Here is a 26,205-nt window from a genome sequence, read left to right on the forward strand (position 1 = left end):
GCATGACATGAGCTACGAGCCGGCACCCGAGCACAAGTTCACCTTCGGTCTGTGGACCGTGGGCTGGCAGGGGGGCGACCCCTTCGGCGACGCCACCCGACCGGCCCTCGACCCGGTCGAGACCGTCCAGAAGCTCTCCGAGCTGGGCGCCCACGGCGTCACCTTCCACGACGACGACCTGATCCCCTTCGGCTCCTCCGAGGCCGAGCGCGAGGGCATCGTCAAGCGCTTCCGCCAGGCGCTGGACGCCACCGGCATGAAGGTGCCGATGGCCACCACCAACCTCTTCAAGCACCCGGTGTTCAAGGACGGCGCCTTCACCGCCAACGACCGGGACGTGCGCCGCTACGCGCTGCGCAAGACCCTGCGCAACATCGACCTGGCCGCAGAACTGGGCGCCACCACCTACGTCGCCTGGGGCGGCCGCGAGGGCGCCGAGTCGGGCGGCGCCAAGGACGTGCGGGTCGCGCTGGACCGCCTCAAGGAGGCCTTCGACCTCCTCGGCGACTACGTCGTCTCCCAGGGCTACGACCTGCGCTTCGCCATCGAGCCCAAGCCCAACGAGCCGCGCGGCGACATCCTGCTGCCGACCGTCGGCCACGCGCTGGCGTTCATCAACGAGCTGGAGCACGCCGACCGCGTCGGCCTCAACCCCGAGGTCGGTCACGAGCAGATGGCCGGACTGAACTTCCCGCACGGCATCGCCCAGGCGCTGTGGCACGGCAAGCTCTTCCACATCGACCTCAACGGCCAGTCCGGCATCAAGTACGACCAGGACTTCCGCTTCGGCGCCGGCGACCTGCGCCAGGCGTTCTGGCTGGTGGACCTGCTGGAGTCGGCCGGCTACGAGGGCCCGCGGCACTTCGACTTCAAGCCGCCGCGCACGGAGGACTTCGACGGAGTGTGGGCGTCGGCGGCCGGCTGCATGCGCAACTACCTGATCCTCAAGGAGAAGGCGGCCGCCTTCCGCGCCGACCCCGAGGTCCGGGAGGCGCTGCGCGCCTCGCGCCTGGACGAGCTGGCGCGGCCGACCCTGAACGAGGGCGAGACCGCCGCCGATCTGCTGGCCGACACCGCCGCCTTCGAGGAGTTCGACGTGGACGCCGCGGCCGGGCGCGGTATGGCCTTCGAGCGGCTGGACCAGCTGGCGCTGGAGCACCTGCTGGGCGTCCGCGGCTGAAACGGCCGACCCGGGCCGCCTGGTCGGCCCGGCCGGTGAGGCCCCGTGCGGGGGCGCGGGTGGCGGCCCGCGCCCCCGCACGGTCCGCCGCCGCGAGAGCTGCGGCCGGGGGCGTCAGCCGTCCTTGCGGCGGCGGCGCCACCGGCGCCCCTTGCGGCGGCCCCTGCTCCAGAACCACCCCGCCGGGGGCTCGTCCGCCCGCCACGGCTGCGGCTCGGGCGGATCGTCCCGCCAGCGGGCCCGCAGCATGCGCGTACGCGCGGCCGGCTCGCTCACCTCGGCACCGCGTATGAAGTCCTCGTCGAGCACGACGTCGTCCCAGGCGCCTCTCTTGGCGTCGTCGCCGTCGCCGCCCTCTCCCCGTCGTGCGTGTCCACTACCCACAGCGCACCTCCTGGTCACGGAGAACGGACGGCGGCCCCCGTGGAGTTCCCGCCGTGCGGGCGCTTCTCAGCCCGGGACGAGCCGGTAGACGCGCCCGGAAGCCGTCCCGAACTCCACGACCCCGGCCTCAGGCCGTACGGTCTCCACCGGCCGCCCCTCGCAGGACACCGCGACCTCGCCGGCCGTGCGCACCCGCGCCCGGCGTCCGGCCCGGGAGAGCAGCTCGGCTCCGGCCAGCGCACCGCCGCGCCAGGTGAGGCCCACCTCGAAACCGCCGCGCGCCAGCAGCCCGCGCACCGAGCCCTCGGGCAGCGCGGGCGGCAGGGCGGGCAGCAGATGGATCTCACCGGCGTGGCTGTGCACCAGCCACTCGCAGATCCCCGCGGTGGCGCCGAAGTTGCCGTCGATCTGGAAGGGCGGGTGCAGATCGAAGAGGTTCGGGGCGGTGCGCTCGGGGGTGAGCTGGTCGGTCAGCAGTTTGTGGGCGCGGGCGCCGTCCTCCAGCCGCGCCCAGAAGTTGATCTTCCAGGCGAGCGACCAGCCCGTGCCCGCGTCGCCCCGCAGCTCCAGCGTGGTGCGCGCCGCCTCGAACAGCTCGGGGGTGCCGCGCCGGGTGATCCGGCCGCCCGGGTGCAGCGCGTACAGATGCGAGACGTGCCGGTGGCCGCGCTCGGGCGCGGCCGCGTCCCAGTCCTCGCGCCACTCCTGGAGCTGCCCCAGCTCCCCGATCCGCGGCGGGGCCAGCCGCTCGCGAGCCGCCCGCGCCTCCTTCACCAGCTCCTCGTCCACGCCCAGCAGCTCGGCGCTCGCGGCGGTGGCGTCGAACAGATCGCGCAGGATCTGGTTGTCCATGGCCGGACCCGCGCACAGCGAGCCGCCGGGGCCGAGGTGGTGGGCGTTCTCGGGGGAGATCGACGGACAGGTGACCAGCTCCCCCGTCGCGGGGTCCTCCACCAGGGCGTCCAGGAAGAAACGCGCCGCGCCGGCCAGGACCGGATAGCGCTTTCGCAGCTTCGCCTCGTCGCCGGTGAAGCGGTGATGCTCCCAGATCGACAGCGCCAGCCAGGCGCCGCCGGTGGGCCACATTCCCCAGAACGCCCCGTCCACCGGAGCGGTGCCGCGCCACAGGTCGGTGTTGTGGTGGGCGACCCAGCCGCGCGCGCCGTACACGGCCCGGGCGGTACGGGCGCCGGCGGCGGCCAGATCGTCCAGCAGGCCGAACAGCGGCTCCCAGCACTCCAGGAGGTTGGCGGGGGCGGCCGGCCAGTAGTTCATCTCGGTGTTGATGTTGATGGTGTACTTGCCGCCCCACGGCGGGTCGGTCAGGTCGTTCCACAGCCCCTGGAGGTTCGCCGGCTGGGTGCCGGGACGGGAGCAGGCGATGAGCAGGTAGCGGCCGTAGGCGAAGTACAGCGCCACCAGATGCGGGTCCTCACCGCGCGCGAAGCGCGCCACCCGCTCGTCGGTCGGCAGCGCGGCGGCGGGTGTGGGCGGCACTTCCAGCCGTACCCGGTCGAACAGCGCCGCATGGTCCCGGATATGACGGGCACGCAGCTCGGCGCAGGGCCGGGCGGCCGCCGCGTCCACCGGGGCGGCGGCGCGGCGGGCGGCCGCGCCGGGATCCTCCTCCACACCGCGCCAGTCGCGGTGGTTGGTGGCGGCCGAGACCAGCAGGGTGACGGCGTTCGCCCCCTCGACGCGCAGCTCACCGTCCGCCGAGCGCACGGCGCCCCCCTCGGCGACCGCCCGCACCAGGCAGTGAAAGCGCAGCACGCCCGTGATGCCCTGGGCGTCGTCGCCGGCGCCGTCCAGGGCGATGGTGTGCGGGGCGGGGGAGCGGGAGACGGAGCGCAGCGGGCTGTCGAGGCGGGCCGTGAAGGAGATGGCGCCGGGGGAGTCGGCGGTCAGCCGGACCACGATCACCTGGTCCGGCGCGCTGGCGAACACCTCGCGGCGGTGACGCACCCCGCCACGCGTGTACTCCACCGAGGCGACGGCGGTGGCCAGATCGAGTTCGCGCCGGTAGCCGGTGGTCTCGCCGCCCTCGGGGAAGGACAGACGCAGATCGCCGACGGTCTGGTACTGGAGCTGCTTGACGGGGACGCCCATCAGGTCGGAGTCGGCCAGGGCCTGCGCCTCGTCCCACCGCCCCTCGAACACCAGCCGGCGGACCTCGGGGAGGGAGGCGAGGGCCCGGGGGTTGTCGTAGTCGTGCGGGCCGCCGGCCCACAGGGTGTCCTCGTTGAGCTGAAGCCGCTCGCCGTCCGTGCCGCCGAACACCATGGCTCCCAGACGGCCGTTGCCCACCGGCAGGGCCTGGAGCCATTCGGAGGCGGGGCGGGGGTACCACAGGCGGAGTTCACCGGGGGCCGGGCTGCCGGGGTGGGCGGGGCGGTGGTCCGTGCTCACTTGCGGCTCCAGGACGGGGAGGCGGGACGGGCGCGGTCTAGCAAGCGCTTACCGTACACCCGTGGCACAGCTCGCGGGGAGGCGTGCGGACGGGCTCAGCCGTACGCGCTCGGCCACTCCTGATACGGCGGCAGCTCCCGCAGCCGGAGCGAGTGCCGCGGCCCCGGCACCACCTCGGTGTCGAGATTGCCCGGATCGATCTGCCGGATGAACTCCCGGCACCGTCCGCACGGCGGCACCACGCGCAGCGTGCCCTCGTCGTCCCGCCATACGGCGACGATTTTCGCGATCCGGTACTCGCGCGCCGTGACCATGGCGGCGATGGCCGCGTGCTCGGCGCGGAAACCCGTTCCCGAGCCGGTGTCGATGCACACGCCCGAGTGGAGGCGGCCCGTTTCCGCCACCAGGGTCGAGGCCACGTTGCCGAAGAGCCGGCCGCCGACGGGGTGCGGATGGAGTACCGCCTCGGCGGAGGCGATCAGTTCTTCGTCGGACACGTTGGTCATACGGCCACGCCATCCGCGGCCGCCCGCGGGGCGCAGCGCGTTCCTCCGCGCGGCGGCGCCGTGTTCGACGCGGGACCGCCCGGCCTCCCCCGCCAAGGCCGGGCGGTCCCGCATCACGGGGCGGAGGTGCCGAAGCCCAGTTCCGCCCAGACCGTGTGGCCCCTGCCGCCGGCGCCCGGCCGTACCCCCCAGGCCTCGGCCAGGGCGCTGACCAGCAGCAGTCCGCGTCCGTTCTCCCCTTCCGCGCCGCCGCCCTCCGGGCAGAGCCCCGCCGCGCCCCCGGCGTGCCGGGCGGGGCCGGATCCCTGGTCGGTGACCGCCAGCCGCAGCCGTACGCCCGTGACGCGCAGCTCGCAGTCGACCCTCTCGCTGTCGGTGTGACGCACGGCGTTGGTGAAGAGCTCGGAGACGACCAGCTGCGCGTCGTCGCGGACCACCGCCCCGATGTCCCACTCTGTCAGCCGGGCGAGGACCCTTCTGCGGGCCTCGGCCACGGAGGCGCCTATGGCCGGGAGGCGGAACACGTCTCGCAGGGGTCTCTCGACGGACCCCCCGGCGCGCTCCAGCGGGCGAACATCGGAAAAGTAAGCCACGCCCTCAGTGTGAAGGGCGTGAGCAACATCTGGCAAGGATCAATCTGTTGTTTGCACAAACGTGCATGCCACCCTGTCGGGAAGATCCGATGGCATGACAAACTGCCGCTGCGGACAAGTGAGTTGGAGTGCGGGAGGGGTGCGGTGGCTGACACCAGGGCGGGCGGCGCCCCCACGGTTCTGCGGGTGGTGCTCGGCCGGCGGCTGGGCGATCTGCGGCGGCGGGCGGGACTGACCTACGAGCGGGCCGCCGAGGCGCTCGACGTCACACACGCCACGATCCGCCGGATGGAGCGGGCCGAGGTCGGTCTGAAGATCCCCTACGTCGAGAAGCTGCTGCGCACCTACGGCATCACCGAGCAGGCGGAGATCGACAGCTTCCTCTCCCTCGCCCGCGAGGCCAACCGGCCCGGCTGGTGGCACCGCTACCGTGACGTGCTGCCCGACTGGTTCAGCGCCTTCGTCAGCCTGGAGAGCGAGTCCCACGTCATCCGCGCCTACGAGCCGCACTACGTGCCCGGACTCCTCCAGACCGAGGAGTACGCCCGCGCCGTGCTGCGCGCGGGCATGCCGCACGTCGCCGAGGAGGAGATCGAGCGCGGCATCGCGCTGCGGCTGGAACGCCAGCGGCTGCTCACGCGGGACGAACCGCCCCTGCTGTGGGTGGTGATGGACGAGACCGTGCTGCGCAGGCCCATCGGCGGGCCCGAGGTCATGCGCGGGCAGATCTCCCGTCTGATCGAGGCGTGCTCGATGCCGACGGTGCGCCTGCAGGTCATGCCCTTCGACGCCGGGCCGCACCCGGCCATGTACGGGCCCTTCCACATCTTCCGGTTCCCCATCCCGGAACTGCCCGACGTCGCCTACAGCGAGAGCCTGGTGGGCGCCGTCTACTTCGACCAGCGCGACGACGTCTCGGCGTTCCAGGAGGCGCTGGACCGGATGTGCGCACAGGCGGCGCCGGTGCGACGGACCGAGGCCGTCCTGGACGGCCTGCGCAAGGAGCTGTGAACCACCCCATGGGAAAACGCGTCTACAACGGCATGCCCGCCCGGCAATTGGGGAGTGAGGGCTGGCGCAAGCCGTGGAGCGGCGGCAACGGGGGCAGCTGCGTGGAGGCCATGCGGCTCGCGGACGGAAGGGTGGCGCTGCGCCAGTCCACCGACCCCGACGGACCCGCTCTGATATACGCCCACCACGCGATGGCCGGGTTCATCCGGGGCGTCAAGGCGGGGGAGGCCGACTTCCTGCTCGTCCAGGAGAGCGCGGGTCCCGCACCGCGGCCCGCGCGCCCCGCACATCCCGCGCAGAGGCAGAGCACGTGTTGAGAACCGACGAGACGATGACGATGACGATGACGAGGACGGCGACGGCATGACTGACCAGCCCCACCTGATCCACCAGGCGCACGGGGGCTTCACGCCCGAGCAGATCGACACCAGCAGGCCGCACCCGGCCCGTATGTACGACTACTACCTCGGCGGAAGCGACAACTACGAGGTGGACCGTGAGGCCGCCGAACGCCTGATGAGGATGGCCCCGGACGTGCGGGTGAGCGCCCGGGCCAACCGGGACTTCCTCGGCCGCGCGGTGCGGACGGTGGTGGAGGAACTGGGCATCCGTCAGATCATCGACGTCGGCACCGGCATCCCCACCTCGCCCAACACCCACGAACTCGCCCGGGCCGCGGCCCCCGACACCCGTGTGGTGTACGTCGACAACGACCCCATCGTCTCCGTCCACGCCGGCGCCAAGCTCACCGGTGCGGGCAACGCCGAGTTCGTCCTGGCCGACGCCCGCAGGCCCGAGGCCGTCATCGAGCATCCGGCCGTCCGGGAACTGATCGACTTCGACCGTCCGGTGGCCCTCCTGCTCATCGCGGTCCTGCACTTCGTCAAGGACGAGGAGGACCCCGCCGCGCTCGTGGCCGCGCTCGGCGGCGCGCTGCCCCCCGGAAGCTGCCTCGTCCTCACCCACGGCACCTCGGACTTCCACGAGAAGCAGCGGGTGGAGGAGGGCACCGACGTCTACCGGAACGCCACCGCCCAGGTCAGCCTGCGCAGCCATGCCGAGATCCTGTCGTTCTTCGACGGCTGGGACCTCACCGACCCCGGGCTGGTGCAGCTTCCGCTGTGGCGGCCGGACGGACCGGTGCCCGAGCCCGGCGAGCTGCGCCGCGTGGCGCTCTACGGCGGGGTCGGCGTCAAGCGCTGAGTCCGCGCCCCGTCGCCCGGCCAGGAGGCCGGTATCCGCTCCAGGACACCGCCCGCGAAGACGTCGTACAGCGGCAGCGACTCCAGGTGGACGTATCCGATGTGGCAGTCGCAGACGGCCAGCGGACAGGGCCTGGGCCGCAGTGCCGCACGCCAGGAGCCGTTGTAGAGGTTGCCCAGCGGGGCCGGGACGAAGTGGCAGCGCCGCACCGTGCCGGCACCGTCCACCGAGACCACGGACTCACCGGTGCGGCAGGGGAGCCCTGCACTGCGGTGGGGGTGGCGGCTGTACGGGAAGAGGGGGTCGATCGCCGTCCACCGGTCGGCCTCCTCGTCCGTGTAGGTGTGGCCCTCGGCGGCGTTGACCCACAGGTAGACGTGCTCGGGCAGATCGGCACGGAGCCGCCGGGCGTGGTGCAGATGGCCGGGCAGGCCGACGATTCCGACGCTGTGGCGCACGCCCTTGTCCGCCAGCTCGCGGCACCTGGCCAGGAAACGCCCGTAGGGAGTCTGGCCGGGATGGTAGGTGCACCACAGGGCGAGGGTGTCCGCGTCGGCGTCGTCCAGCCAGCCGGTGCGGCAGCTCAGGTTGGTCTGGATCGCCACCCGTGCCACGTGCGGCAGCCGGCTCAGCCCGGCCAGGGTGTGCCGGTACCACGACCGCACCAGGCCCTCGCCCCACGGGGTGAACAGCACCGAGAGCCGGTCCTCGCGCTGCTCCGCCACCCAGCCGGCGAAGCGCTCCAACGCCTCCCGGTCGGCGCGCAGCTGCTCGCGGGAGTCGCGCCGCTTGGCGAACGGGCAGTACGGGCAGTCGTAGTCGCACGAGGCCAGCGGCCCGCGGTAGAGCAGGGTCAGATCCACGGCGGCCTCCGTCACCTCGGGTCGTACGCGGCCATCGCGGCGCGCACGGACGGGGAGAACAGGGCCGGGCCGACCGCGTCGGAGTGGGCCAGGCCCTCCGCCGACAGCCGCAGCCGCCCGGGGGCCCCGCCCTCGTCCAGCCAGCCGCGCTCGGCGAAGCCGGCCAGTTCGGCGGGGAAGTGCTCGGCGGGCGGCGCACCGAACCGGTCCGTGTAGTGCGCCGTCTCCATCCCCTCGGCCTGGAGCAGCGACTGGAGCAGGTGCCTGCGGCGGGCCTCGTCGTTGTCCATCCACCGGCCGACCTCCGCGTGGGCGAAGGACTCGGCCGGGCGGGAGACGTAGTCGTCGATGATGGAGCGTATCCGGCGCATCCCCACGGCGTAGTCGAAGGAGTAGTGCAGGGCGGAGGTGTAGGACCGGGCGCCGCAGCCCAGCCCCACCATGCCGTCGGTCTGGCAGGCGTGGTCGGCCGTGCCCCCGTCCGTCCTTGCGGCGGCCGTCGTCCCGGTGCGGCGGAACATCCGCATCGACACCTGCTCGTAGCCGTGTGCCAGCAGATGGTCGCGGCCGTGGCGGTACAGGGCCAGCCGCTGCGCGTCCCACCGGGGGTCGGGCACGGCGGGCCCGTCGGAGGCGTCGGACCCGTCGGAGGCGTCGGACCCTCCGGAGGTGTCGGGGTCCGCGACGGCGCGTCCCAGACCGGTCAGCGGGCGGACGTAGAGCGGGTAGAGGTAGAGCTCCTCCGGCTCCCAGGCGAGCGCGGCGTCCAGGGAGCGCTGCCAGGTGGCGGTGGTCTGCCCCTCGATCCCGTAGATCAGGTCGATGTTGAGCACCGGGATGCCCGCTTCCCGGACGCGGCCCAGTGCGGCCTCGACGTCCGAGCGCCGCTGGGGGCGCACCGCGGCCCGTGCCTCGGCGTCGACGAAGCTCTGCACCCCGATGCTCAGCCGTGTGGTGCCGCGCCCGGCCAGGACGGCCAGCCGGTCGGCGGTGGCGGTCGACGGGGACGCCTCCACCGACAGGGGCACCGCGCGCAGATCCGCTCCCATCCGCTCCTCGGCGATGTCGCAGAGCCGCTCCAGCTCGGCGGCGGTCAGGAAGGTGGGGGTGCCGCCGCCGAAGGCCGCGGTGGCGAACCGGGCGCCCTCGCCCAGCGCCTCGCGCACCGGACCCGCCTGCCGCTCCAGCGCGTCGAGGTAGGCGCCGGTCAGCCCGTCGGGCGCGCCGATGCGGGTGAAGAGGTTGCAGAAGCCGCAGCGCACCTCGCAGAAGGGGATGTGCAGATAGAGCGAGAGCGCGTCGGTCCTCTCCCGCTCCCACAGCCCGCGCAGCGCGGGCCGCTCCGGCAGCCGCCGGTAGGCCGTCTTGTGCGGATAGGCGTACACATAGCTCTGGTACGGGCTCCGGTGCGGGTCCCGGTGCGGGCCCGGGGCGCCGTCCGGGAACGGAACGGCGGCGGAAACGGTCGTGGTGCTCATCGCGGCTCGCAGGCGTCGAGGGTGAAATGGGCGTACGGCACCGTCCAGACCACCTCGTGGCCGATCCGGTGGCCGGTGTGGCCGTCCTCCCCGTAGGCCGTGCCGTGGTCGGAGCAGACGACGGTGAAGCACGGGCGGCGGCTGCTCGCGGCGGCGAACAGGCGCCCGATGTGCCGGTCCACATAGCGCAGCGCCGCCGCGTGGGTGGCGCGGGAGTCCCCGGCCCCGGCCGTGGCGCCCGGCAGGTGGAACCAGTTGGGCTGGTGCAGCGCCGAGACGTTGACGAACAGGAACAGCCGCTTCCCGGCAGGGAGCGCGGCCACCACCTCCTCGGCGCGGGCGACCTGCGCCTCGAAGGAGGTGGGGGAGGCGACGGAGAACTCCGGCTCCCAGTGGCTCTCGGCGAACAGACCGGGCAGCACCGAACCGAGCGCGCCGCGCTTGTTGAAGAACCCCACGCCTCCGATGCACACCGTGTGGTAGCCGGCCTGTGCCAGCCCGGTCACCAGATCCGGCGCGTCGAAGACCCAGGTGCCCCCCGCGGTGCTCTCACTGCCCTCGAAGCGGGCCGCGAACAGCCGCGGATGGGGCCCCGGGGTGGTGGGGGTGGGCAGGAAGCCCGCGAAGAACGCCTGGTGGGAGGCGTAGGTGAAGCTGCCGGGGGAGTGCCTCTCCTCCCAGCGCCCGTCCGGCAGGTGCCGCGCCAGGTTGGGGATGGCGCCCTCGGCCGCCAGGTCGCGGGCCACGTCGTGGCGCAGGGTGTCCAGGGTGACCAGCAGCAGGTCGTGGCTGCCGACGATCCGGTTCATGTCCGGGGCACCCGCGCGGGCCCCGGCGTCCTCAGGCCGCCGCACGATGGACCTCCTCCTGCTCCCCGGCTCCGCCGGTCACCGGCCGGGCGGCAGCCCGCTCGCCCGGTACCGCACCGCGCAGAACGGCGTCGACCTGGGCCGCGTACGTGTCCAGTCCCTCGGCCCGGCCGCCGGCCAGCCCGGTCAGCCGGGGCAGCAGGTCGCCGAAGGCGTTGACCTCGCCGACGGCGAAACGACGCCAGCCGGTGGCGGGCAGCAGGTCCACACCGACGCACAGGGTGGCGGGGAAGCAGGCCGCGGCCCGCTCGCACACCTCCAGTACCCGCGCCCAGGGCACTCCGGCCGTCTCCGCCGCGGCGCGGGCCGCGGCCAGATCGCCGCGGGCGCCGCCGAGGTGGAGGTTGGTCATGGGGGAGCGGCCGGTGCGCACCAGGGCATGGGTCGCCTCCCCGGCCACCACGACCACCCGCAGGTCGGCCGCCCTGCCGCGCTGGGAGGCCTTGGGCAGCCAGCGCTCGATGTGCAGGCCGTCCGGCGCCAGGGCGTCGACCACGGCGGCGATTCCGGACTCGCCGTCGTAGCGCCGCACCCGCAGGGAGTTGAACAGGCTTCCGTCCGGGGCGCGTTCGACGGACGTGGTGGCGCGCCACCGGCCGCGCCCGCCCGACTCGACGGCCAGCACCCCGGAGGCGGAGGACGCGTGGGCGAGTTTGACGAAGACCCGGCGCATCCCCGTGTCGCGCATCGCCGCGCGCACGTCCTCCCAGCCCGTCACCGGCGCGGCGCGGGGGCCGGAGGTCGGGGAGGGGGGCACCGGGACACCCGCCCCGGACAGCGCTCCGTGGCACAGTCGCTTGTCGAAGAGCACCGCCAGATCGTCCGGGCCGTCCAGCAGCGCGCACCCGGCGGACCGGGCGGCCCCGGCGACACGGCGTACGGCCGCCGTGAAGTTCGCGTACCAGCGGGCCGTGCCCTCCACGCGCGCCGGATCGTCCACCCCGCGCAGCAGACGCTCGACCAGCGGGTCCTCGCCGGGCGAATCGATCCGCACGGTCTCGCCCGCCGCGAACCGCGCGCCGCCGGTCAGCACCTCGGCCCACGGCAGCACGCGGGGAGCGGGCAGCCCCGCACCGGTGACGGCCGCCGCGAACGACTCCACCCGGCGGTTTCCGGGGTTGCCGACGACGGCGAACCGCGGCGTCCCGCCGCCGAGGCCGCTGCCGCCGGGATCACTCGGAGACGGCGACATAGCGCCAGACCTCGCCGCGGTACTCGTCCGGCTCCTCCTGGTCGGAGAGGTCCACATCGACCCCGGCGCTTCCCAGCTCCTCGCGCAGCCGCTCCATCACGGCGTCGCTCAGGAAATGGTGGGCGAGGTCGAGCCGTGCCAGGTGGGTGAGAGGCTGCCCGCTCAGCAGTGCCTCGGCACCGCTGTCGGTGAGGGTGCCCATGGACAGATCCAGGGCGCGCAACCGCGCCACCACGGGCGCTCCGGCCACGGCGGCGGCGATCTCGTCCTGCAGTTCGCTGTTCTTCAGCCCCAGGCCGCGCAGTGCGGGCAGGCGTTCCCCGGTCAGGATCGGAGCCAGGTCCTCCACGGTGGCGTCGCCCCCGTACTCGCTGACGCCGAGCCACAGTTCGAGTCGGCTCAGCGCGGGCAGGTCGCTCTCGGCGACCGCGCGCACGACGCCGCCGGGCAGTCCGCCCGCCTCGAACACCAGGGTGCGCAGGTGCTCGTGACGCAGAGGGCGGAGCGTCAGGCCGGAACCACCGCGCACCCCGAACTCGCGCAGCCGGGGGTAGGCCTCCAGGACCGGGGTGACGTCGGTCTGCTCGATCCAGGAGATCTCCGCCTCCTCCGCCACCACATCGCCGATGAACACGGCCTCCAGGGCGGGGAACCGGTCCGCGTTCGAGGCGAGCAGCTCGACGACGAATCCGGAGTCCGATTCGTAGGCCTCGCCCCACTGTCCGATGATCAGGGCGCGGACGGCCGTGGTGTCCACGGCCGCCAGGAAGCCGCGCCAGACGTCCTCGAAGTCCTCGGCCGGGAAGTCGTCGTCGTAGGGGTCGTAGGACAGGCGCCAGGCCACGGAGGCGGCCGCGGGCAGGGGGTCCGCCGGGCCGCCGTCCGCGCCGGGCGGCATGTAGGTGTGGGCGGGCAGGGCGTACAGCTCCTGCAGGTGGTCGACGGTGGTCATGAGACTCCCCCGAACGTGTGCCGACAGTACGGAACGTTCTATCAACCGCCGCTGACAGCCCGATGTGCGGGCCCGGGCCCTTCGGGGCGCTCTGTCAGACCCCTGTCCTAGCTTTTCTTCCACCGCCGCCGGACGGGCCGGTGCGGACGTCGAGGGGAGAACTCCGTGTACCGCCAGGGAGACGTGCTGATCGTGCCGGTGGACGAGGGGGCGGTGCCGGTCACCGCCGCGGAGCAGTCCGGGCTGCCGCGGGACGCCCGGGGGCGGATGGTGCTGGCCCTGGGCGAGGTCACCGGGCACGCGCACGCCGTGGTGGGACCGGGCAGGCTCGTGCGGGAAGCGGGGCCTTCCGGGCCGCTGCTGCTCCACCTCCCCGACGGCGGGCGCGTGGTGCACGAGGAGCACGCCGCGATACCGCTGCCCAGAGGCTGGTACCGGGTGGTCCGGCAGCGCGAGTACGTCCCGGGCGCCGTGCGGATCGTCGCCGACTGAGCGTCGTGGGCCGGACGGGAACGAGCGGGGAGAAAGTGGCGATGACGACGGTGACGAACACTCGGACGAGTGAAACGGCGGACCTGACGGGGGAGACGGAGCGGTGGCGCCGGATCGCGGCACGGACCGGCCCGGCCGACCGGCCCGCCGCGGAGGCCGGGGTGCGTCTGGCGTACCGCACGGCCGGGCTCGCCGAGCCCGAGCGCATCGTGTGGGCCGGCTCGCCGCGCGCGGCCGTGGCCGCCGTACGAACCCTGCGGGGAGCGGGGCGCAGCGTACGGCGGGAGGTCCGCACCCTGCCGTGGGCGGCGGAGCGGCAACGGCTGCACGGGAGGCTGGGCCCGGTGGGGTGGGCGGAGCACTGGGCGCGCACCGGCGCACCGCTGTGGGACACCACCGGACTCCTGGTGGAGCGGGTACGCACCGGAGTCGTCGAGGAGTCGTCGCCCTCGCCCGCGGACGAGCCCGCGGTGCGGCTGGCCCTGCTGGACGCGGTACTCGGCCAGCACGACGCACCCTGGCTGGCCGCTCTCGGCGGCGGGGACGGGACCGGTCCGCTGGGAGGGCTTGCGGCGGTCGCCCGCGCCGCGGGCTGGTGGTGGCCCTACGAGCGGGTGGCGGTCGTCGCGGAGCGCCCGGTGGAGCTCCACCGGGACGAGGCCGGACGGCTCGACCGGAGCGACGGCCCCGCACTGCTCTTCCCCGACGGCTTCGCCCTGTACGCCTGGAAGGGCATGCCGGTCCCGGCGGGTTTCCTCGCCGGGCTGGACGCACTGACCCCCGAACGCATCCGTGCGGAGGGGAACGCCGAACTGCGCCGCGTGATGCTGGAGCACTACGGTTACGACCGCTACCTGGCCGAGTCCGGCGCCCGGCCGGTCCACCGGGACCCCACCGGCGTGCTGTGGCGGATCGACCTGGAGGGCGACGAGCCCGTGCTGACGGTCGAGGTGGTCAACTCCACTCCCGAGCCGGACGGTACGCACCGCACGTACTGGCTGAGGGTGCCGCCGTCCACACGGACCGCCCGTGAGGGCGTCGCCTGGACGTTCGGCCTGCATCCCGACGCGTACGAGCCGGAGGTGCAGACCTGACGGTCCGCTTCCGGTGGGACGGGAGCCGCCCGGGGACGCACCCTCCGGCGGCCGGCAGGCCCTCGCGGCTCCCGGGGCCGCACACTTGATTGTTTGTCGGGAAAAGGCTGTTACCTGCGGCGACGCGGGGCGGTTGTTCAACCGAATGTTGGATCAGTTTTGGCATGGACACTTCCTGAAAGCGCTCCGCGCTGCTACTACGTAGTAGGCGCACCTCCCCCCTCTTCCCTCCACACCCAGGAGACTTCATGAAGTTGTCCCGTCTCGCGTCCGTGGCGGCCACCCTCGCCGCCCTGGTCGGACTCGGACTCGGCGGCGCGGGCGTGGCATCCGCCCAGGAAGCCGCGGCCACCTCCTACGTCGCGCTCGGCGACTCCTACTCCTCCGGAGTCGGCGCCGGCAGCTACGACAGTTCCAGCGGATCCTGCAAGCGCAGCACCAAGGCGTATCCGGTGCTGTGGAAGAACGCGAACGCCCCCGCCTCCTTCCACTTCACCGCCTGCTCCGGCGCCAAGACCGGCGACGTCATCAACAACCAGCTCGGCCCCCTGACGTCGGGCACTACCCTGGTGAGCATCTCCATCGGCGGCAACGACGCCGGTTTCGCCGACGCCATGACCACCTGTGTCCTGCAGGGCACCAACGCGTGCGTCGCGCGGATCAACGAGGCGCGCACCTACATCTCCAACACCCTGCCCGGGAAGCTCGACGCGGTCTACAACGCCATCCGCAGCAAGGCGCCCAACGCCCGGGTCGTCGTCCTCAACTACCCCCGCTTCTACAAGCTCAACGGCAGCTGCTGGGCGGGACTCAGCGAGACCTCGCGCGCGGCCATCAACGACGCGTCCGACCACCTGAGCGACACCATCGCCAAGCGCGTCGCCAACCACGGCTTCACCTTCGGCGACGTCCGCGGCAGGTTCACCGGGCACGAGATCTGCTCCGGCGACTCGTGGCTGCACAGCGTCGACTGGCTCAACATCACCAACTCGTACCACCCCAAGGCGGCCGGCCAGTCCGGGGGCTACTACCCCGTGATGGAGGGCCTCGCCTGATCCACGCCTGATCCACGCCTGACACAACCCGGCCGGAACCCGGCCGGAACGGTGGCCGGTGGCCGCCCGCGGAAGCCGCGGGCGGCCACCGGCGCCGCTCCTTGTTCTCCGGTACGGCGGCGGAGGCGTGGAACCAGGCGGCCCGTACGTACGTTCTCCCAAGTGAGCGGCGGTCGTACCGTCGCCAAAGGAGGCGTGGAAGATGACCAACCGTGGAAAGGCCGCCGTCGGCGGTGTGGCGGTGGGGCTGCTGCTGTGGGCGCTGACCGGCAGTTTCCTGATAGCACTGGCGGTGGTGGTCGGTGTGCCGGCGATCGCCTACCTGGCCCTCGACCCCTCGCAGCGGCGCAGGGTGCGGCGGGTGGGCCGCAAGGAGCTCGGGCGCTGACCCGGGCGCGGCCGGCGGCCCGCGCGGACCGGCCGGAACTCAGACCGCAGCGTCAGGCCGCACCGCCAGCTCGTCCAGAGCCTTGAGCAGCCCCGGCAGCTCCGAACCGCGGCCCACCGGGAGCACCTCGCCGGGCTCGTCGTCCAGCAGGACGAACGCGATGTCGTCGGTGCGCGCCACCAGGCTCCAGCCGGGCCCGTCCGCACGCAGAGTCCGCGCCTCCTCGGTGGCGAAGGCGGAACGGATCCGGCCGGGCGGCGGCGGGGAGTGCACGTAGCCGCGAGCCTCCTCCAGAACGTGCCGGACCCTGCTGTCGGGGTTCTCACCCGGCTCGACGAACGTCACGTCCGCCTCGACCCGGGCGCGCCAGTCCGTCCACTGCAACGCGATCTCGTCCGCGCCCAGCCGTCGCTGCGCCGGGCCCCAGCGCGAGGTGTCCGGCGGGGACAGCGGTGCCCGGCCGCCGTCCAGTTCCGGATCGGGCTCCGGGTCGTGGGGGGCGGGGACACCGGGCGCGGCAACCGCCAGCGCCAGCGGCCAGCCGGGCAGCACGGCGGCGATCGTCCGCTCGTCCGGGGACAGGTCGTACTCCATGCCGCAGTCCCAGGCGGCGATCGCGCACGCCACGAGGGACACGTCCTCCGTGACGACGGTCCAGCGCGCGCCCTGCCCGTCCTGGCCGAGAACGAGGCCGTGGCCCTCCGCGTACGGCTCCAGCCCCAGAGCGGCGCACGCCTCGGGGTAGTCGTCGCCGAGGACGCTCGGGAACTGTGCGGGGGTGAGCAGTGCCGCGGTCAGCACGTACAGCGCGTCGTCGCTCCCGCCGCGCGCGTCCTGTGCCTCTGCCACGTCGGCCTCCTCTCCGGACTCTCCGGACATCGTCCGCGCACCCTAGCCATGTCAGGGGGGCGGCGTCGAGAGACCGGGGACACACCGGGGCGCCCTCCTCGGCCCGTGAGCCCGGGGGACCGCGAGCGGTGCTCAGTCGCGCACGGCCAGCGCGAAGTAGCGGTGGTCCTCGTCGGCGCAGGAGACCAGGCGCCAGCCCGCGGCCGCCAGCAGGGGGCGGAGGTTCGGCTCGGCCCGCGGGTCGTCGGGCCTGAGCGGGCGCCCGTGCCGGGCGGCGAGAGCGGCGCGCCCGACCGGATGGAACAGCGCGAGACGGCCGCCGGGCCGGACCACCCGGGCCAGTTCCCGCAGGCCGCCGGCCGGGTCGGGCAGGTGCGACACCAGGCCGGCCGCGAACACCGCGTCGAGCACTCCGCCGCGCAGCGGCAGCCGGGCGGCGTCGGCGACGGTCAGCAGTGCGCCGCGGTGCCGTCCGGCCAGGACGGCGACCTCCAGCATCGCCGGGGTGAGATCGACGCCCACCACCGTGCCCTGTCTGCCCACCGCCGCGCGCAGCGCGGGCAGCGCGCGCCCGGTGCCGCAGCCGGCGTCCAGCACCGTGTCGCCGGGGAACAGTCCCAGCTCGGCCACGGCGGCGTCGTAGGCGGGGCCGTCGTCGGGGAAGCGGGCGTCCCAGCCGGCAGCCCGCTCGGTGAAGAACTCCAGCACACGTGTCCCGTCGTACTTCGTCATACGGTCGTCATCGTCCACTGCCGGTGCCTTTCCCGTTGACCGATCCCGGTACCCCTGCTTCCGGTTTCCTTCCTGTTCCGACCGGGCGGCGGGCGGCCGAGATCGGTGGTTGCCCCGGGGCCCGTCGTGGGTAAGGCTGGCACCGCGTGACCATGAGAAGGGGGAATCGGGGATGGCCCTGAGCAGTGAGCTGGACTGGCTGCTGGACGATCTGACGCAGCGGATGCCTTCGGTACGACATGCGCTGGTGCTCTCGAACGACGGGCTGGTCACCGGAGCCGCCCAGAGCCTGGAGCGGAGCGAGGCCGAACACCTGGCCGCCGTCGCGTCCGGGCTGCACAGCCTGGCCAGAGGCACGGGGGAGCACTTCCATGTGGGCCGAGCGCGGCAGACGATGATCGAGTTCGACGAGGGGATGCTCTTCGTGACGGCCGCCGGAGACGGCAGCTGTCTGTGCGTGCTCGCCGAGGCGGAGGCCGATCTGGGCCAGATCGCCTACGAGACGACCCTGCTGGTGAACCGGGTCGGCGAGCACCTGGGAGTGGCCATGCGCAACGACCGCTGAGCGGCGGCCCGGGGCCGGCCGCCCCGCCGGGCCATCGCAGGCCTTACCCCGGACACAGTCCCACCAGGGCTTTCTCCAGGTTTTCCACAGGTTCCCCGGAGTGGATCGACAGCGGACTACCTTCGTCGCACACGGTAGTCGTCGAGATGCTCAGGGGGATCACCATGCCGGTCGGACTGGTACGGGCGGAGAAAACCGGTACACGGGAGACGGACGCGGTGGAGGCCGTGCCGATGGGTGAGGCGCACCGGATGCTGGGAATCAGGCCGAGGGAGCTGGAACTGGCCGTGGAGCTGGGCGCGCTGTCGACGGTGGCGTCGCGGCGCGAGAGCCGTCACCGCCGGGTGCCGGTGGCCGAACTGGCCCGGGTGCGCGCCGAGGAGGGGTTTCCGGCCACTTTGCGTGAGCGGTTGCGTCTGGTCGGTGCACGGGAGGGCGCCGGGCTGCTGGGTGTCACCGCGGTGCGCTTCACGCGGCTGGCCCGGGCCGGCTGCTTCGGGCCGGTGCGTTTCTCCCTCAACCGGTACCGGGCGGTGGTCTGGCTCTACCTCGCCAGCGAGCTGCGGGACGTCGCCGAGTGCCGGCCGGCGCTGCTGCGCGGCCCGCTGCCCGAGGGGCTGCTGCGCGTCCTGGCCGAGGGCGAGGACTGGCGTCCGCGCCACTGGCGCAACCGGCGGATCGCCCAGGCGGTCCGCCGGACGGACGATCCGTGGGCGGCGGCCGCCGCCCACGCCGCGGTGCTCACACCGGAGGTACTGGAGGAGGCCGTACCGGATCCGGCCGAGCGGGCCCGCCTGGCGGAACTGCGGCCGGAGCTGACCACCGCCCGGCCGGAGTCCCTCGCGGCCAGGAGGGTCGTGCGGGGGTTGCTCACGGCCGACGGCGAGGATGAGGTTCTCCGGCACCGGCTGGGCCTGACGCTGGCGCTGAGCACGGCGCGATCGGCCCGTTCCCGGTGCCGGCCGGAGCGGGAGCACCGGCCGGCCGGGAACGCAGAAGCCGGAGGAGCCGGAAGAGCTGGAGGAGGGGGACCGGTTCCGCTCCCTTTGGGAGATTTCCTCCCGTGTCACGAAGCCCGTCAGTCGCCCCCGCCGGCCGTGGACCCGTCCCCGCGCGCTCCCGCGGCCGCCGTCAGAGCTGTCCCACGTCGATGACCTTGAGCACCGCCCGGCCCTCCTCGTCGGAGGCGGTGAGGTCGACCTCCGCGGTGATCCCCCAGTCGTGGTCGCCGCCGGGATCGGCGAACGTCTGCCGCACCCGCCACAGGCCTTCCTCGGGACGCTCCTCGATCCGCAGCAGCTTCGGGCCGCGGGCGTCCGGACCGGTGCCCAGGTCGTCGTACTCCTCCCAGTACGCGTCCATGGCCTCGGCCCAGGCGTCGGCGTCCCAGCCGGCCTCGGCGTCCAGCTCGCCCAGCTCCTCGACCTTGTCCAGGGCGGCCAGCTCCACCCGCCGGAACATCGCGTTGCGCACCAGCACGCGGAAGGCACGGGCGTTGGCGGTGACGGGCTTGACCTGGTCGGCGCGGTCCTGGGCCTCCTCGGCGGTCTCGTCCTCGGGGTTGGCCAGCTGCTCCCACTCGTCCAGCAGGCTGGAGTCGACCTGGCGCACCATCTCGCCCAGCCACTCGACGATGTCCTGGAAGTCCTCGGACTTCCGGTCGTCGGGCACGGTGTGCTCCAGCGCCTTGTAGGCGCTGGCCAGATAGCGCAGCACGATGCCCTCGGTGCGGGCCAGCTCGTAGTGGGAGACGAACTCCCCGAAGGTCATGGCCCGTTCGTACATGTCACGGATCACGGATTTGGGGGACAGGGGATGGTCGCCGACCCACGGATGGCTCTTGCGGTAGACGCCGTAGGCGTGGAAGAGCAACTCCTCCAGCGGCTTGGGGTAGCCGATGTCCGCCAGCCGCTCCATGCGTTCCTCGTACTCGACGCCGTCGGCCTTCATCTGTGCGACGGCCTCGCCCCTGGCCTTGTTCTGCTGGGCGGCCAGGATCTGCCGCGGGTCGTCCAGCGTGGACTCCACCACGGAGACCATGTCCAGCGCGTACGAGGGGGACTCGGGGTCCAGCAGCTCGAACGCGGCGAGAGCGAAGGTCGACAGCGGCTGGTTGAGCGCGAAGTCCTGCTGGAGGTCCACGGTCAGCCGGATACGGCGCCCCTCGGCGTCGGGTGCGTCCAGCCGCTCGACGACCCCGCCGTCCAGGAGGGAGCGGTAGATGGCGATCGCCCGCCGGATGTGGCGCAGCTGGCTGCGCCGGTCCTCGTGGTTGTCCTCCAGCAGCTTGCGCATCGCGGCGAAGGCGTCACCGGGCCGGGCGATGACGGACAGCAGCATCGCGTGGGTCACCCTGAAACGGGAGGTGAGCGGCTCCGGATCGGAGGCGATCAGCTTCTCGAAGGTCTGCCCGCTCCAGTTGACGAAGCCCTCCGGGGCCTTCTTCCGCACCACCTTACGGCGCTTCTTCGGGTCGTCGCCCGCCTTGGCGAGGGCCTTCTCGTTCTCGACGACGTGCTCGGGAGCCTGGGCCACGACCAGGCCCGCGGTGTCGAAACCGGCCCGGCCGGCGCGGCCCGCGATCTGGTGGAACTCCCGTGCCCGCAGCACCCGCACCCGGTTGCCGTCGTACTTGGTCAGCGCGGTGAACAGCACCGTGCGGATGGGCACGTTGACGCCCACCCCGAGGGTGTCGGTACCGCAGATCACCTTCAGCAGGCCCGCCTGGGCCAGCCTCTCCACCAGCCGCCGGTACTTCGGCAGCATTCCGGCGTGGTGCACCCCGATGCCGTGCCGGACGTAGCGCGAGAGGTTCCGCCCGAACTTGGTGGTGAAGCGGAAGTTGCCGATCAGCTTGGCGATCTCGTCCTTCTCGGCGCGCGAGCACATGTTGATGCTCATCAGCGCCTGGGCGCGCTCCACCGCCTGGGCCTGGGTGAAGTGCACGATGTAGACCGGAGCCTGGTGGGTCTCGAGCAGTTCGGTCAGCGTCTCGGTCAGGCCGGTCGTGCGGTATTCGTAACTCAGCGGCACCGGCCGGGTGGCGGAGCGCACCACGGCGGTCGGACGCCCGGTGCGCCGCGTCAGGTCCTTTTCGAACCTGCTCACGTCGCCGAGCGTCGCCGACATCAGGACGAACTGCGCCCGGGGCAGCTCCAGCAGCGGGATCTGCCAGGCCCAGCCGCGGTCCGGTTCGGCGTAGAAGTGGAACTCGTCCATCACGACCTGGCCGATGTCGGCGTCCGCTCCGTCGCGCAGCGCGATGGAGGCGAGCACCTCGGCGGTGCAGCAGATGACGGGCGCGTCGGCGTTGACCGAGGCGTCGCCGGTGAGCATGCCGACGTTCTCGGTGCCGAAGATCTTGCACAGGTCGAAGAACTTCTCCGACACCAGGGCCTTGATGGGGGCGGTGTAGAAGGTGACCTTGTCCTGGGCGAGCGCGGCGAAGTGCGCCCCGGCCGCGACCAGGCTCTTGCCGGACCCGGTCGGCGTGGACAGGATGACGTTCGCCCCGGAGACCACTTCGATCAGCGCCTCCTCCTGGGCGGGATAGAGCGTGATGCCCCGTCCCTCGGCCCAGCCGGAGAAGGCTTCGTAGAGAGTGTCGGGATCTGCGGTGCTCGGCATCTGATCGATAAGGGTCACGCCCTCCATACTGCCTGCCGCGGCGCCCGCGGTGGGAACCGGCCGACCGCACGAAGATCATCGGCACTACGCTGTGCCACCGGCACAACGCAGGAGCGAGCGCGATGGGGTGGGGACGCACATGATGGGACCGGCGCATTCACTGTCGGGGGCGGCGGCGTGGCTGGGGGTGGGAGCGGCGGCGGACGCCCTGGACCGGCCGATGCCGTGGCCGGTCCTGGTGGTCGGTGCCCTGATCTGCGCGGGCGCTGCCCTCGCGCCCGACCTGGACCACAAGTCGGCGACGATCTCCCGCGCCTTCGGCCCGCTCTCCAGATGGCTGTGCATGGTGATCGAGAAACTCTCGTGCGCGGTCTACAAGGCCACCCGCAAGTCCGGCGACCCGCGCCGAGCGGGAGGCCACCGCACCCTCACCCACACCTGGCTGTGGGCGGTGGCGATGGGCGCCGGTTTCTCGGCCTTCGCGATACTCGGCGGACGCTGGGCGGTGCTGGGCATCCTCTTCGTCCACATGGTGCTGGCAGTCGAGGGCCTGCTGTGGCGGGCGGCGCGGGTCTCCAGCGACGTTCTGGTGTGGCTGCTGGGGGCGACCAGCGCCTGGATCCTGGCGGACATCCTGAACAAGCCCGGGAACGGGGCGGACTGGCTGTTCACCGCGCCCGGCCAGGAGTACCTGTGGCTGGGACTGCCGATCGTGCTGGGCGCCCTGGTCCACGACCTCGGCGACGCCATCACCGTCTCCGGCTGCCCGGTGCTGTGGCCGATACCCGTGGGAAGCAAGCGCTGGTACCCGCTGGGCACACCCAAGCCCATGCGGTTCAAGGCGGGCAGCTGGGTCGAGGTGCAGGTCCTGATGCCCGGCTTCATGCTGGCCGGCGGGCTGAGCGGGCTGTGGGCCGTGGGCTTCCTGGGCTGAGCCCCCCTCGGCCGAGCCGTCCCCGGCCGCACGGCCCGCCCCCTTCCTCCTCCGCGGCCCGGGGCGCCCCGGGCCGCGGAGGAGGAAGGGGGCCCGGATCAGCCGTGCCAGGACCGCCACAGCGCGGCGTAGGCGCCGTCGGCGGCGACCAGCTCACCGTGGCTTCCCAGCTCGCTGATCCGGCCGTCCTCCACGACCGCGATCACATCCGCGTCATGCGCGGTGTGCAGCCGGTGCGCGATCGCCACCACGGTGCGCCCCCTGAGCACCCGCGCCAGGGAGTGCTCCAGATGCCGGGCGGCACGCGGGTCCAGCAGGGACGTCGCCTCGTCCAGCACCAGGGTGTGCGGATCGGCCAGCACCAGCCGGGCCAGTGCGATCTGCTGGGCCTGGGCCGGGGTGATCGCCTCCCCGCCCGAGCCGACCTCGCTGTCCAGGCCGTCGGCCAGCTTCCGGGCCCAGCCGGCGGCGTCCACCGCGGCGAGGGCCGCCCACAGCTCGGCGTCGCCGGCGTCCGCGTTCGCCAGCAGCAGGTTGTCGCGCAGCGAACCGACGAAGACGTGGTGCTCCTGATTGACCAGCGCCACGTGTTCGCGTACACGTTCCGCGGGCATCCGGGACAGCTCGGCCCCGCCGAGCGTGACCTCGCCCGCCCGCGGCGCGTAGATCCCCGCCAGCAGCCGGCCCAGCGTGGACTTGCCCGCACCCGACGGCCCCACCAGCGCGACCCGTGTACCGGGCGTGACGTCCAGCGACACCCCGTGCAGTACGTCGCCGCCCGCGCCGTAACCGAACCGCACCTGGCCGGCCCGCACCTCGCGGCCGTCCGGGAGCAGCGTGCCGTCGCCGGACTCCGGCTCGATTTCCCGTACCCCGACCAGCCGGGCCAGGGACACCTGGGCGGTCTGGAGCTCGTCGTACCAGCGCAGGATCAGGCCGATCGGTTCGACCAGCATCTGTGCCAGCAGCGCGCCCGTCGTCAGCTCGCCGACCGAGATCCAGCCCCGCAGCACGAAGAAGCCGCCGAGCATCAGCACCGAGCCGAGGATCAGCACATGGGTGCCGTTGACGACGGGGAAGAGGACGGTGCGCAACCACAGTGTGTACCGCTCCCATGCCGTCCACCGGCCGATGCGGTGCTCGGACAGGGCGATCCGGCGCGGGCCCAGCCGGTGGGCCTCCACCGTCCGCCCGGCGTCCACGGTCTCGGCCAGGGCGGCGGCGACGGCGGCGTAGCCCGCCGCCTCACAGTGGTAGGCGCCGGGCGCCCGCCGGTAGTACCAGCGGCAGCCCGCCAGCAGCAGCGGCAGGGCGATCACGACGGACAGCGCCAGCGGCGGCGCGGTGGCCGTGAGCGCGCCCAGCAGCAGCGCGGCCCAGACGACGCCGATCGACAACTGGGGCACCGCCTCGCGCATGGCGCCCGCCAGCCGGTCGATGTCGGTGGTGATCCTGGACAGCAGGTCGCCCGTACCGGCCCGCTCCAGCACACCCGGCGGCAGCCGCACCGAGCGGACCAGGAAGTCCTCGCGCAGATCCGCCAGCATCCGCTCGCCCAGCACCGCTCCGCGCAGCCGTACCTGCTGGACGAAGACCGTCTGGACGACCAGGGCCGCGGCGAACAGGACGACGGTGCGCTCCAGGCGCAGATCGCGGGCCCCCGCCGCGAGGTCCTCCACCACCCGCCCCAGCAGATAGGGGCCGGCCATGGAGGCCAGCACCGCGACGGCGTTCACCGACACCAGCACGGCGAAGGCCCCGCGGTGCCGCCGGACCAGTTCGCCGACGTAGGCGCGCACGGTATCCGGCGCGCCGACCGGCAGAATCGCGGCCGCCTCGGACGCGGCGGGATCATGGGCGGGCGGTGCGACGCCGATCATGCGCTCTCCTCCATCCACTCGTGCCGCGGCCCCCGGCTCCCGGCCGCGTCGGCCGCGAGTTCGTCCTCGTCGGCCGTGTCGGCCGTGTCGGCGCCGTCGTCATCGCCACCGGTCCCACGGGTGACCACCGCGCGGTACCCCGGCTCGTCCGCCAGCAGCTCCCGGTGGGTGCCCACCGCGGCGGCCTCGCCGCCGGAGACGAACACCACCCGGTCGGCCCGGTCCAGCAGCAGTGGGCTGGAGGAGAACACCACCGTGGTGCGGCCGGCCCGCAGCCGGCGCAGCGCGTCGGCGACACGTGCCTCGGTGTGCGAGTCGACGGCGCTGGTCGGCTCGTCCAGCACCAGCACCCGCGGATCGGCGACCAGCGACCGGGCCAGTGCCAGCCGCTGGCGCTGGCCGCCCGACAGCGACCTGCCGCGCTCGGTGATCCGGGCCCGCATCGGGTCGCCGCCCGGGGCGCCCCCGGCGCGCGCCAGTGCGGCGAGCACATCGCCGCACCGGGCCGCCTCCAGCGCCCGCCCGGGCGCGACCGCGCCGGACGACGGCACGTCGAGCAGTTCCTCCAGGGTGCCCGACAGCAGCACCGGGTCCTTGTCCTGGACCAGTACGGCGGTACGGGCCGTCTCCAGCGGCACCTCGTCCAGGGCGACCCCGCCCAGCAGCACCGACGGTGCCCCGGTTCCGGGTCCGGTGCCGTGCCCGCCCAGACGTTCGGCGAGCCGGCCGGCCTCGTCGGGGTCGCCGCACACCACCGCGGTCAGGCTTCCGGCCGGGGCGAGCAGCCCGCTCACCGGGTCGTACAGGTCGCCGTCCGGCAGCACCCGCGCGCCGTCGCGCGCCACCGCGGCGTCCGTCCGCGTCCCGCGGCTCAGCGCCAGGACCCGGGCGGCCCGCTCGGCCGAGGGGCGGGAGAAGGAGTAGGCCATGGCGATCTCCTGGAAGAGCCGCAGCGGGAAGAGCAGGAAGGTCACCGCGCCGTACACCGTCACCAGTTCGCCCACGGCGACCGTGCCCTCCAGCGCCAGCCGCGCCCCCAGCCAGACCACCGCGATCAGCAGCACCCCCGGCAGCACCACCTGCACGGCGTCGATCAGCGACCACATCCGCGCGGTCCGCACCGCCGCCCGCCGCACCTCCTGCGAGGCCCTGCGGTACCTGCCGAGGAACAGCTCCTCGCCTCCGATGCCGCGCAGCACCCGCAGCCCGGCCACGGTGTCGGCGGCCAGCTCGGTGGCCCGCCCGGCCTTCGCCCGCTGCGCGTCCGCCCGGCGGGTCGCCGGCGGCAGCAGCGGCAGTACGGCCGCCACCAGCGCCAGCACGCCCAGCGTCACCACGGCGCCCAGCAGGGGCTCGTACACCACCAGGGCCGCGCACACCCCGGCCGTGGTCAGCGAAGCGGCGCCGAAGCGGGAGACGGCCTCGACGAACCAGCCGATCTTCTCGATGTCCCCGGTGGAGACGGCCACCACCTCGCCTGCCGCCACCCGCCGGGTCAGCGCGGCCCCCAGCGCGGCGGTCCGCCGGGCCAGCAACTGCTGCACCCGGGCCGCGGCGGTGATCCAGTTGGTGACGGCGGCGCGGTGCAGCATGGTGTCGCCGACGGTGACCGCCAGCCCCAGCGCCACCGTCAGGGCGCCCGCGAGGACCAGCCGGTCCCCGGAGCGCTCGGTGGCGGCCTGTACGGCCATGCCCACGGCCAGGGGGAAGGAGGCGACCGCCGCCATGTGGAGCGTCCCCCAGGCCAGCGCCTTCAGCTGGCCGCCCAGCTGTGAGCGCCACAGCCAGAGCATGAGGCGGGACCCGGACCGTACGTCGGGGTCGCCGGGATCGGGATATGGAAGATCGCGAATGCGCATGACGTCCCGGAAACGGTCTCGATGTCGGACAAGCGGAGGAGGCCGTGCAAGCCTTCCGTCATCTCCGGCGGGAGGGCAAAGGGTTTTCCG

At 73.4% G+C, this 26,205-nt stretch carries 25 protein-coding genes; 11 read left to right on the plus strand and 14 right to left on the minus strand.

Going from position 1 to position 26,205, the window contains the following annotated elements:
- The first annotated feature begins 7 nt into the window (after positions 1-7).
- Positions 8-1,180 (plus strand): xylose isomerase, encoded by a 1,173-nt coding sequence (xylA, locus tag BM237_RS14535; protein WP_093850066.1) that lies wholly within the window; start codon positions 8-10, stop codon positions 1,178-1,180.
- 114 nt (positions 1,181-1,294) lie between these two features.
- Here the strand turns inward: xylA and BM237_RS14540 are convergent, their stop codons facing one another.
- From BM237_RS14540 to BM237_RS14555, 4 genes are all read right to left on the minus strand, one after another.
- Positions 1,295-1,564, minus strand: coding sequence for an SGM_3592 family protein (locus BM237_RS14540; RefSeq protein WP_093850067.1), 270 nt, complete (start codon positions 1,562-1,564; stop codon positions 1,295-1,297).
- A gap of 66 nt (positions 1,565-1,630) precedes the next feature.
- Positions 1,631-3,973 carry a glycoside hydrolase family 95 protein gene (locus BM237_RS14545; protein ID WP_245793624.1) on the minus strand — a complete coding sequence of 781 codons (2,343 nt, stop codon included), beginning with the start codon at positions 3,971-3,973 and terminating at the stop codon, positions 1,631-1,633.
- 95 nt (positions 3,974-4,068) lie between these two features.
- The gene (locus BM237_RS14550) at positions 4,069-4,479 is read right to left on the minus strand and encodes a cytidine deaminase family protein (protein WP_139238111.1); all 411 of its coding nucleotides are present in this window, start codon (positions 4,477-4,479) and stop codon (positions 4,069-4,071) included.
- A 113-nt stretch (positions 4,480-4,592) separates the two neighbouring features.
- Positions 4,593-5,003: an ATP-binding protein gene (locus tag BM237_RS14555; RefSeq protein WP_245793625.1), complete on the minus strand. Its 411-nt coding sequence runs from the start codon at positions 5,001-5,003 to the stop codon at positions 4,593-4,595.
- Between the two features lie 213 nt (positions 5,004-5,216).
- Between BM237_RS14555 and BM237_RS14560 the strand changes: the two genes are divergently transcribed.
- From BM237_RS14560 to BM237_RS14570, 3 genes are read left to right on the plus strand one after another with little or no spacing between them, the layout of a single operon-like run.
- On the plus strand, positions 5,217-6,083 hold the full coding sequence (locus BM237_RS14560) for a Sco1979 family transcriptional regulator (RefSeq protein WP_093850070.1): 867 nt from the start codon (positions 5,217-5,219) through the stop codon (positions 6,081-6,083).
- Between the two features lie 8 nt (positions 6,084-6,091).
- A complete protein-coding gene (locus tag BM237_RS14565) occupies positions 6,092-6,400 on the plus strand; it encodes a DUF397 domain-containing protein (protein WP_093850071.1) in 309 nt (102 codons plus the stop codon).
- 46 nt (positions 6,401-6,446) lie between these two features.
- Positions 6,447-7,286 (plus strand): SAM-dependent methyltransferase, encoded by an 840-nt coding sequence (locus BM237_RS14570; protein ID WP_093850072.1) that lies wholly within the window; start codon positions 6,447-6,449, stop codon positions 7,284-7,286.
- Here the strand turns inward: BM237_RS14570 and BM237_RS14575 are convergent.
- From BM237_RS14575 to BM237_RS14595, 5 genes are read right to left on the minus strand one after another with little or no spacing between them, the layout of a single operon-like run.
- Positions 7,259-8,149, minus strand: coding sequence for an STM4011 family radical SAM protein (locus BM237_RS14575; protein ID WP_093850229.1), 891 nt, complete (start codon positions 8,147-8,149; stop codon positions 7,259-7,261). The genes BM237_RS14570 and BM237_RS14575 overlap by 28 nt on opposite strands.
- An 11-nt stretch (positions 8,150-8,160) precedes the next feature.
- Positions 8,161-9,627: an STM4012 family radical SAM protein gene (locus BM237_RS14580; protein WP_093850073.1), complete on the minus strand. Its 1,467-nt coding sequence runs from the start codon at positions 9,625-9,627 to the stop codon at positions 8,161-8,163.
- A complete protein-coding gene (locus BM237_RS14585) occupies positions 9,624-10,436 on the minus strand; it encodes an STM4013/SEN3800 family hydrolase (RefSeq protein WP_093850230.1) in 813 nt (270 codons plus the stop codon). Before BM237_RS14585 ends, BM237_RS14580 begins: the two co-directional genes overlap by 4 nt.
- Positions 10,437-10,467: 31 nt before the next feature.
- Positions 10,468-11,688: an STM4014 family protein gene (locus tag BM237_RS14590; RefSeq protein ID WP_175541010.1), complete on the minus strand. Its 1,221-nt coding sequence runs from the start codon at positions 11,686-11,688 to the stop codon at positions 10,468-10,470.
- Entirely contained in the window at positions 11,669-12,640 is a 972-nt protein-coding gene (locus BM237_RS14595) for an STM4015 family protein (RefSeq protein ID WP_093850074.1), read from the minus strand. Before BM237_RS14595 ends, BM237_RS14590 begins: the two co-directional genes overlap by 20 nt.
- Before the next feature lie 165 nt (positions 12,641-12,805).
- Here BM237_RS14595 and BM237_RS14600 point away from each other — a divergent pair, with 165 nt between their 5' ends.
- The 4 genes from BM237_RS14600 (at position 12,806) to BM237_RS14615 (ending at position 15,669) form a co-directional block, all read left to right on the plus strand.
- Positions 12,806-13,132: a DUF8820 family protein gene (locus BM237_RS14600; RefSeq protein WP_093850075.1), complete on the plus strand. Its 327-nt coding sequence runs from the start codon at positions 12,806-12,808 to the stop codon at positions 13,130-13,132.
- Between the two features lie 41 nt (positions 13,133-13,173).
- Positions 13,174-14,226, plus strand: coding sequence for a DUF6745 domain-containing protein (locus BM237_RS14605; protein ID WP_093850076.1), 1,053 nt, complete (start codon positions 13,174-13,176; stop codon positions 14,224-14,226).
- Between the two features lie 248 nt (positions 14,227-14,474).
- Positions 14,475-15,281, plus strand: a complete 807-nt coding sequence (locus tag BM237_RS14610) for an SGNH/GDSL hydrolase family protein (protein WP_093850077.1) — start codon at positions 14,475-14,477, stop codon at positions 15,279-15,281.
- A gap of 202 nt (positions 15,282-15,483) precedes the next feature.
- A complete protein-coding gene (locus tag BM237_RS14615; protein WP_093850078.1) occupies positions 15,484-15,669 on the plus strand; it encodes a tail-anchor membrane protein in 186 nt (61 codons plus the stop codon).
- 39 nt (positions 15,670-15,708) lie between these two features.
- Here BM237_RS14615 and BM237_RS14620 read toward each other — a convergent pair whose 3' ends face one another.
- Complete coding sequence (locus tag BM237_RS14620) at positions 15,709-16,548, minus strand: hypothetical protein (protein ID WP_245793626.1); 840 nt, start codon at positions 16,546-16,548, stop codon at positions 15,709-15,711.
- Positions 16,549-16,650: 102 nt separating this feature from the next.
- On the minus strand, positions 16,651-17,250 hold the full coding sequence (locus BM237_RS14625) for a class I SAM-dependent methyltransferase (RefSeq protein WP_093850232.1): 600 nt from the start codon (positions 17,248-17,250) through the stop codon (positions 16,651-16,653).
- Between the two features lie 172 nt (positions 17,251-17,422).
- Here BM237_RS14625 and BM237_RS14630 point away from each other — a divergent pair, with 172 nt between their 5' ends.
- Both BM237_RS14630 and BM237_RS14635 read left to right on the plus strand, forming a co-directional pair.
- Positions 17,423-17,815, plus strand: a complete 393-nt coding sequence (locus tag BM237_RS14630) for a roadblock/LC7 domain-containing protein (protein WP_093850079.1) — start codon at positions 17,423-17,425, stop codon at positions 17,813-17,815.
- A gap of 164 nt (positions 17,816-17,979) precedes the next feature.
- Positions 17,980-18,969, plus strand: coding sequence for a DUF6397 family protein (locus BM237_RS14635; RefSeq protein WP_139238112.1), 990 nt, complete (start codon positions 17,980-17,982; stop codon positions 18,967-18,969).
- On the opposite strand, the gene BM237_RS14640 is transcribed toward BM237_RS14635, so the two are convergent.
- Positions 18,947-21,460 (minus strand): DEAD/DEAH box helicase, encoded by a 2,514-nt coding sequence (locus tag BM237_RS14640; RefSeq protein ID WP_093850233.1) that lies wholly within the window; start codon positions 21,458-21,460, stop codon positions 18,947-18,949. The two genes, BM237_RS14635 and BM237_RS14640, sit on opposite strands and share 23 nt — an antisense overlap.
- 121 nt (positions 21,461-21,581) lie before the next feature.
- Here BM237_RS14640 and BM237_RS14645 point away from each other — a divergent pair, with 121 nt between their 5' ends.
- Positions 21,582-22,376 (plus strand): metal-dependent hydrolase, encoded by a 795-nt coding sequence (locus tag BM237_RS14645; protein ID WP_093850081.1) that lies wholly within the window; start codon positions 21,582-21,584, stop codon positions 22,374-22,376.
- Between the two features lie 98 nt (positions 22,377-22,474).
- Here the strand turns inward: BM237_RS14645 and BM237_RS14650 are convergent, their stop codons facing one another.
- Positions 22,475-24,256 (minus strand): ABC transporter ATP-binding protein, encoded by a 1,782-nt coding sequence (locus tag BM237_RS14650; RefSeq protein WP_093850082.1) that lies wholly within the window; start codon positions 24,254-24,256, stop codon positions 22,475-22,477.
- A complete protein-coding gene (locus tag BM237_RS14655; protein WP_093850083.1) occupies positions 24,253-26,115 on the minus strand; it encodes an ABC transporter transmembrane domain-containing protein in 1,863 nt (620 codons plus the stop codon). Before BM237_RS14655 ends, BM237_RS14650 begins: the two co-directional genes overlap by 4 nt.
- Positions 26,116-26,205 lie beyond the last annotated feature (90 nt).

The sequence above is a fragment of the Streptomyces mangrovi genome (assembly GCF_900114215.1).
Classification (GTDB): domain Bacteria; phylum Actinomycetota; class Actinomycetes; order Streptomycetales; family Streptomycetaceae; genus Streptomyces; species Streptomyces barkulensis.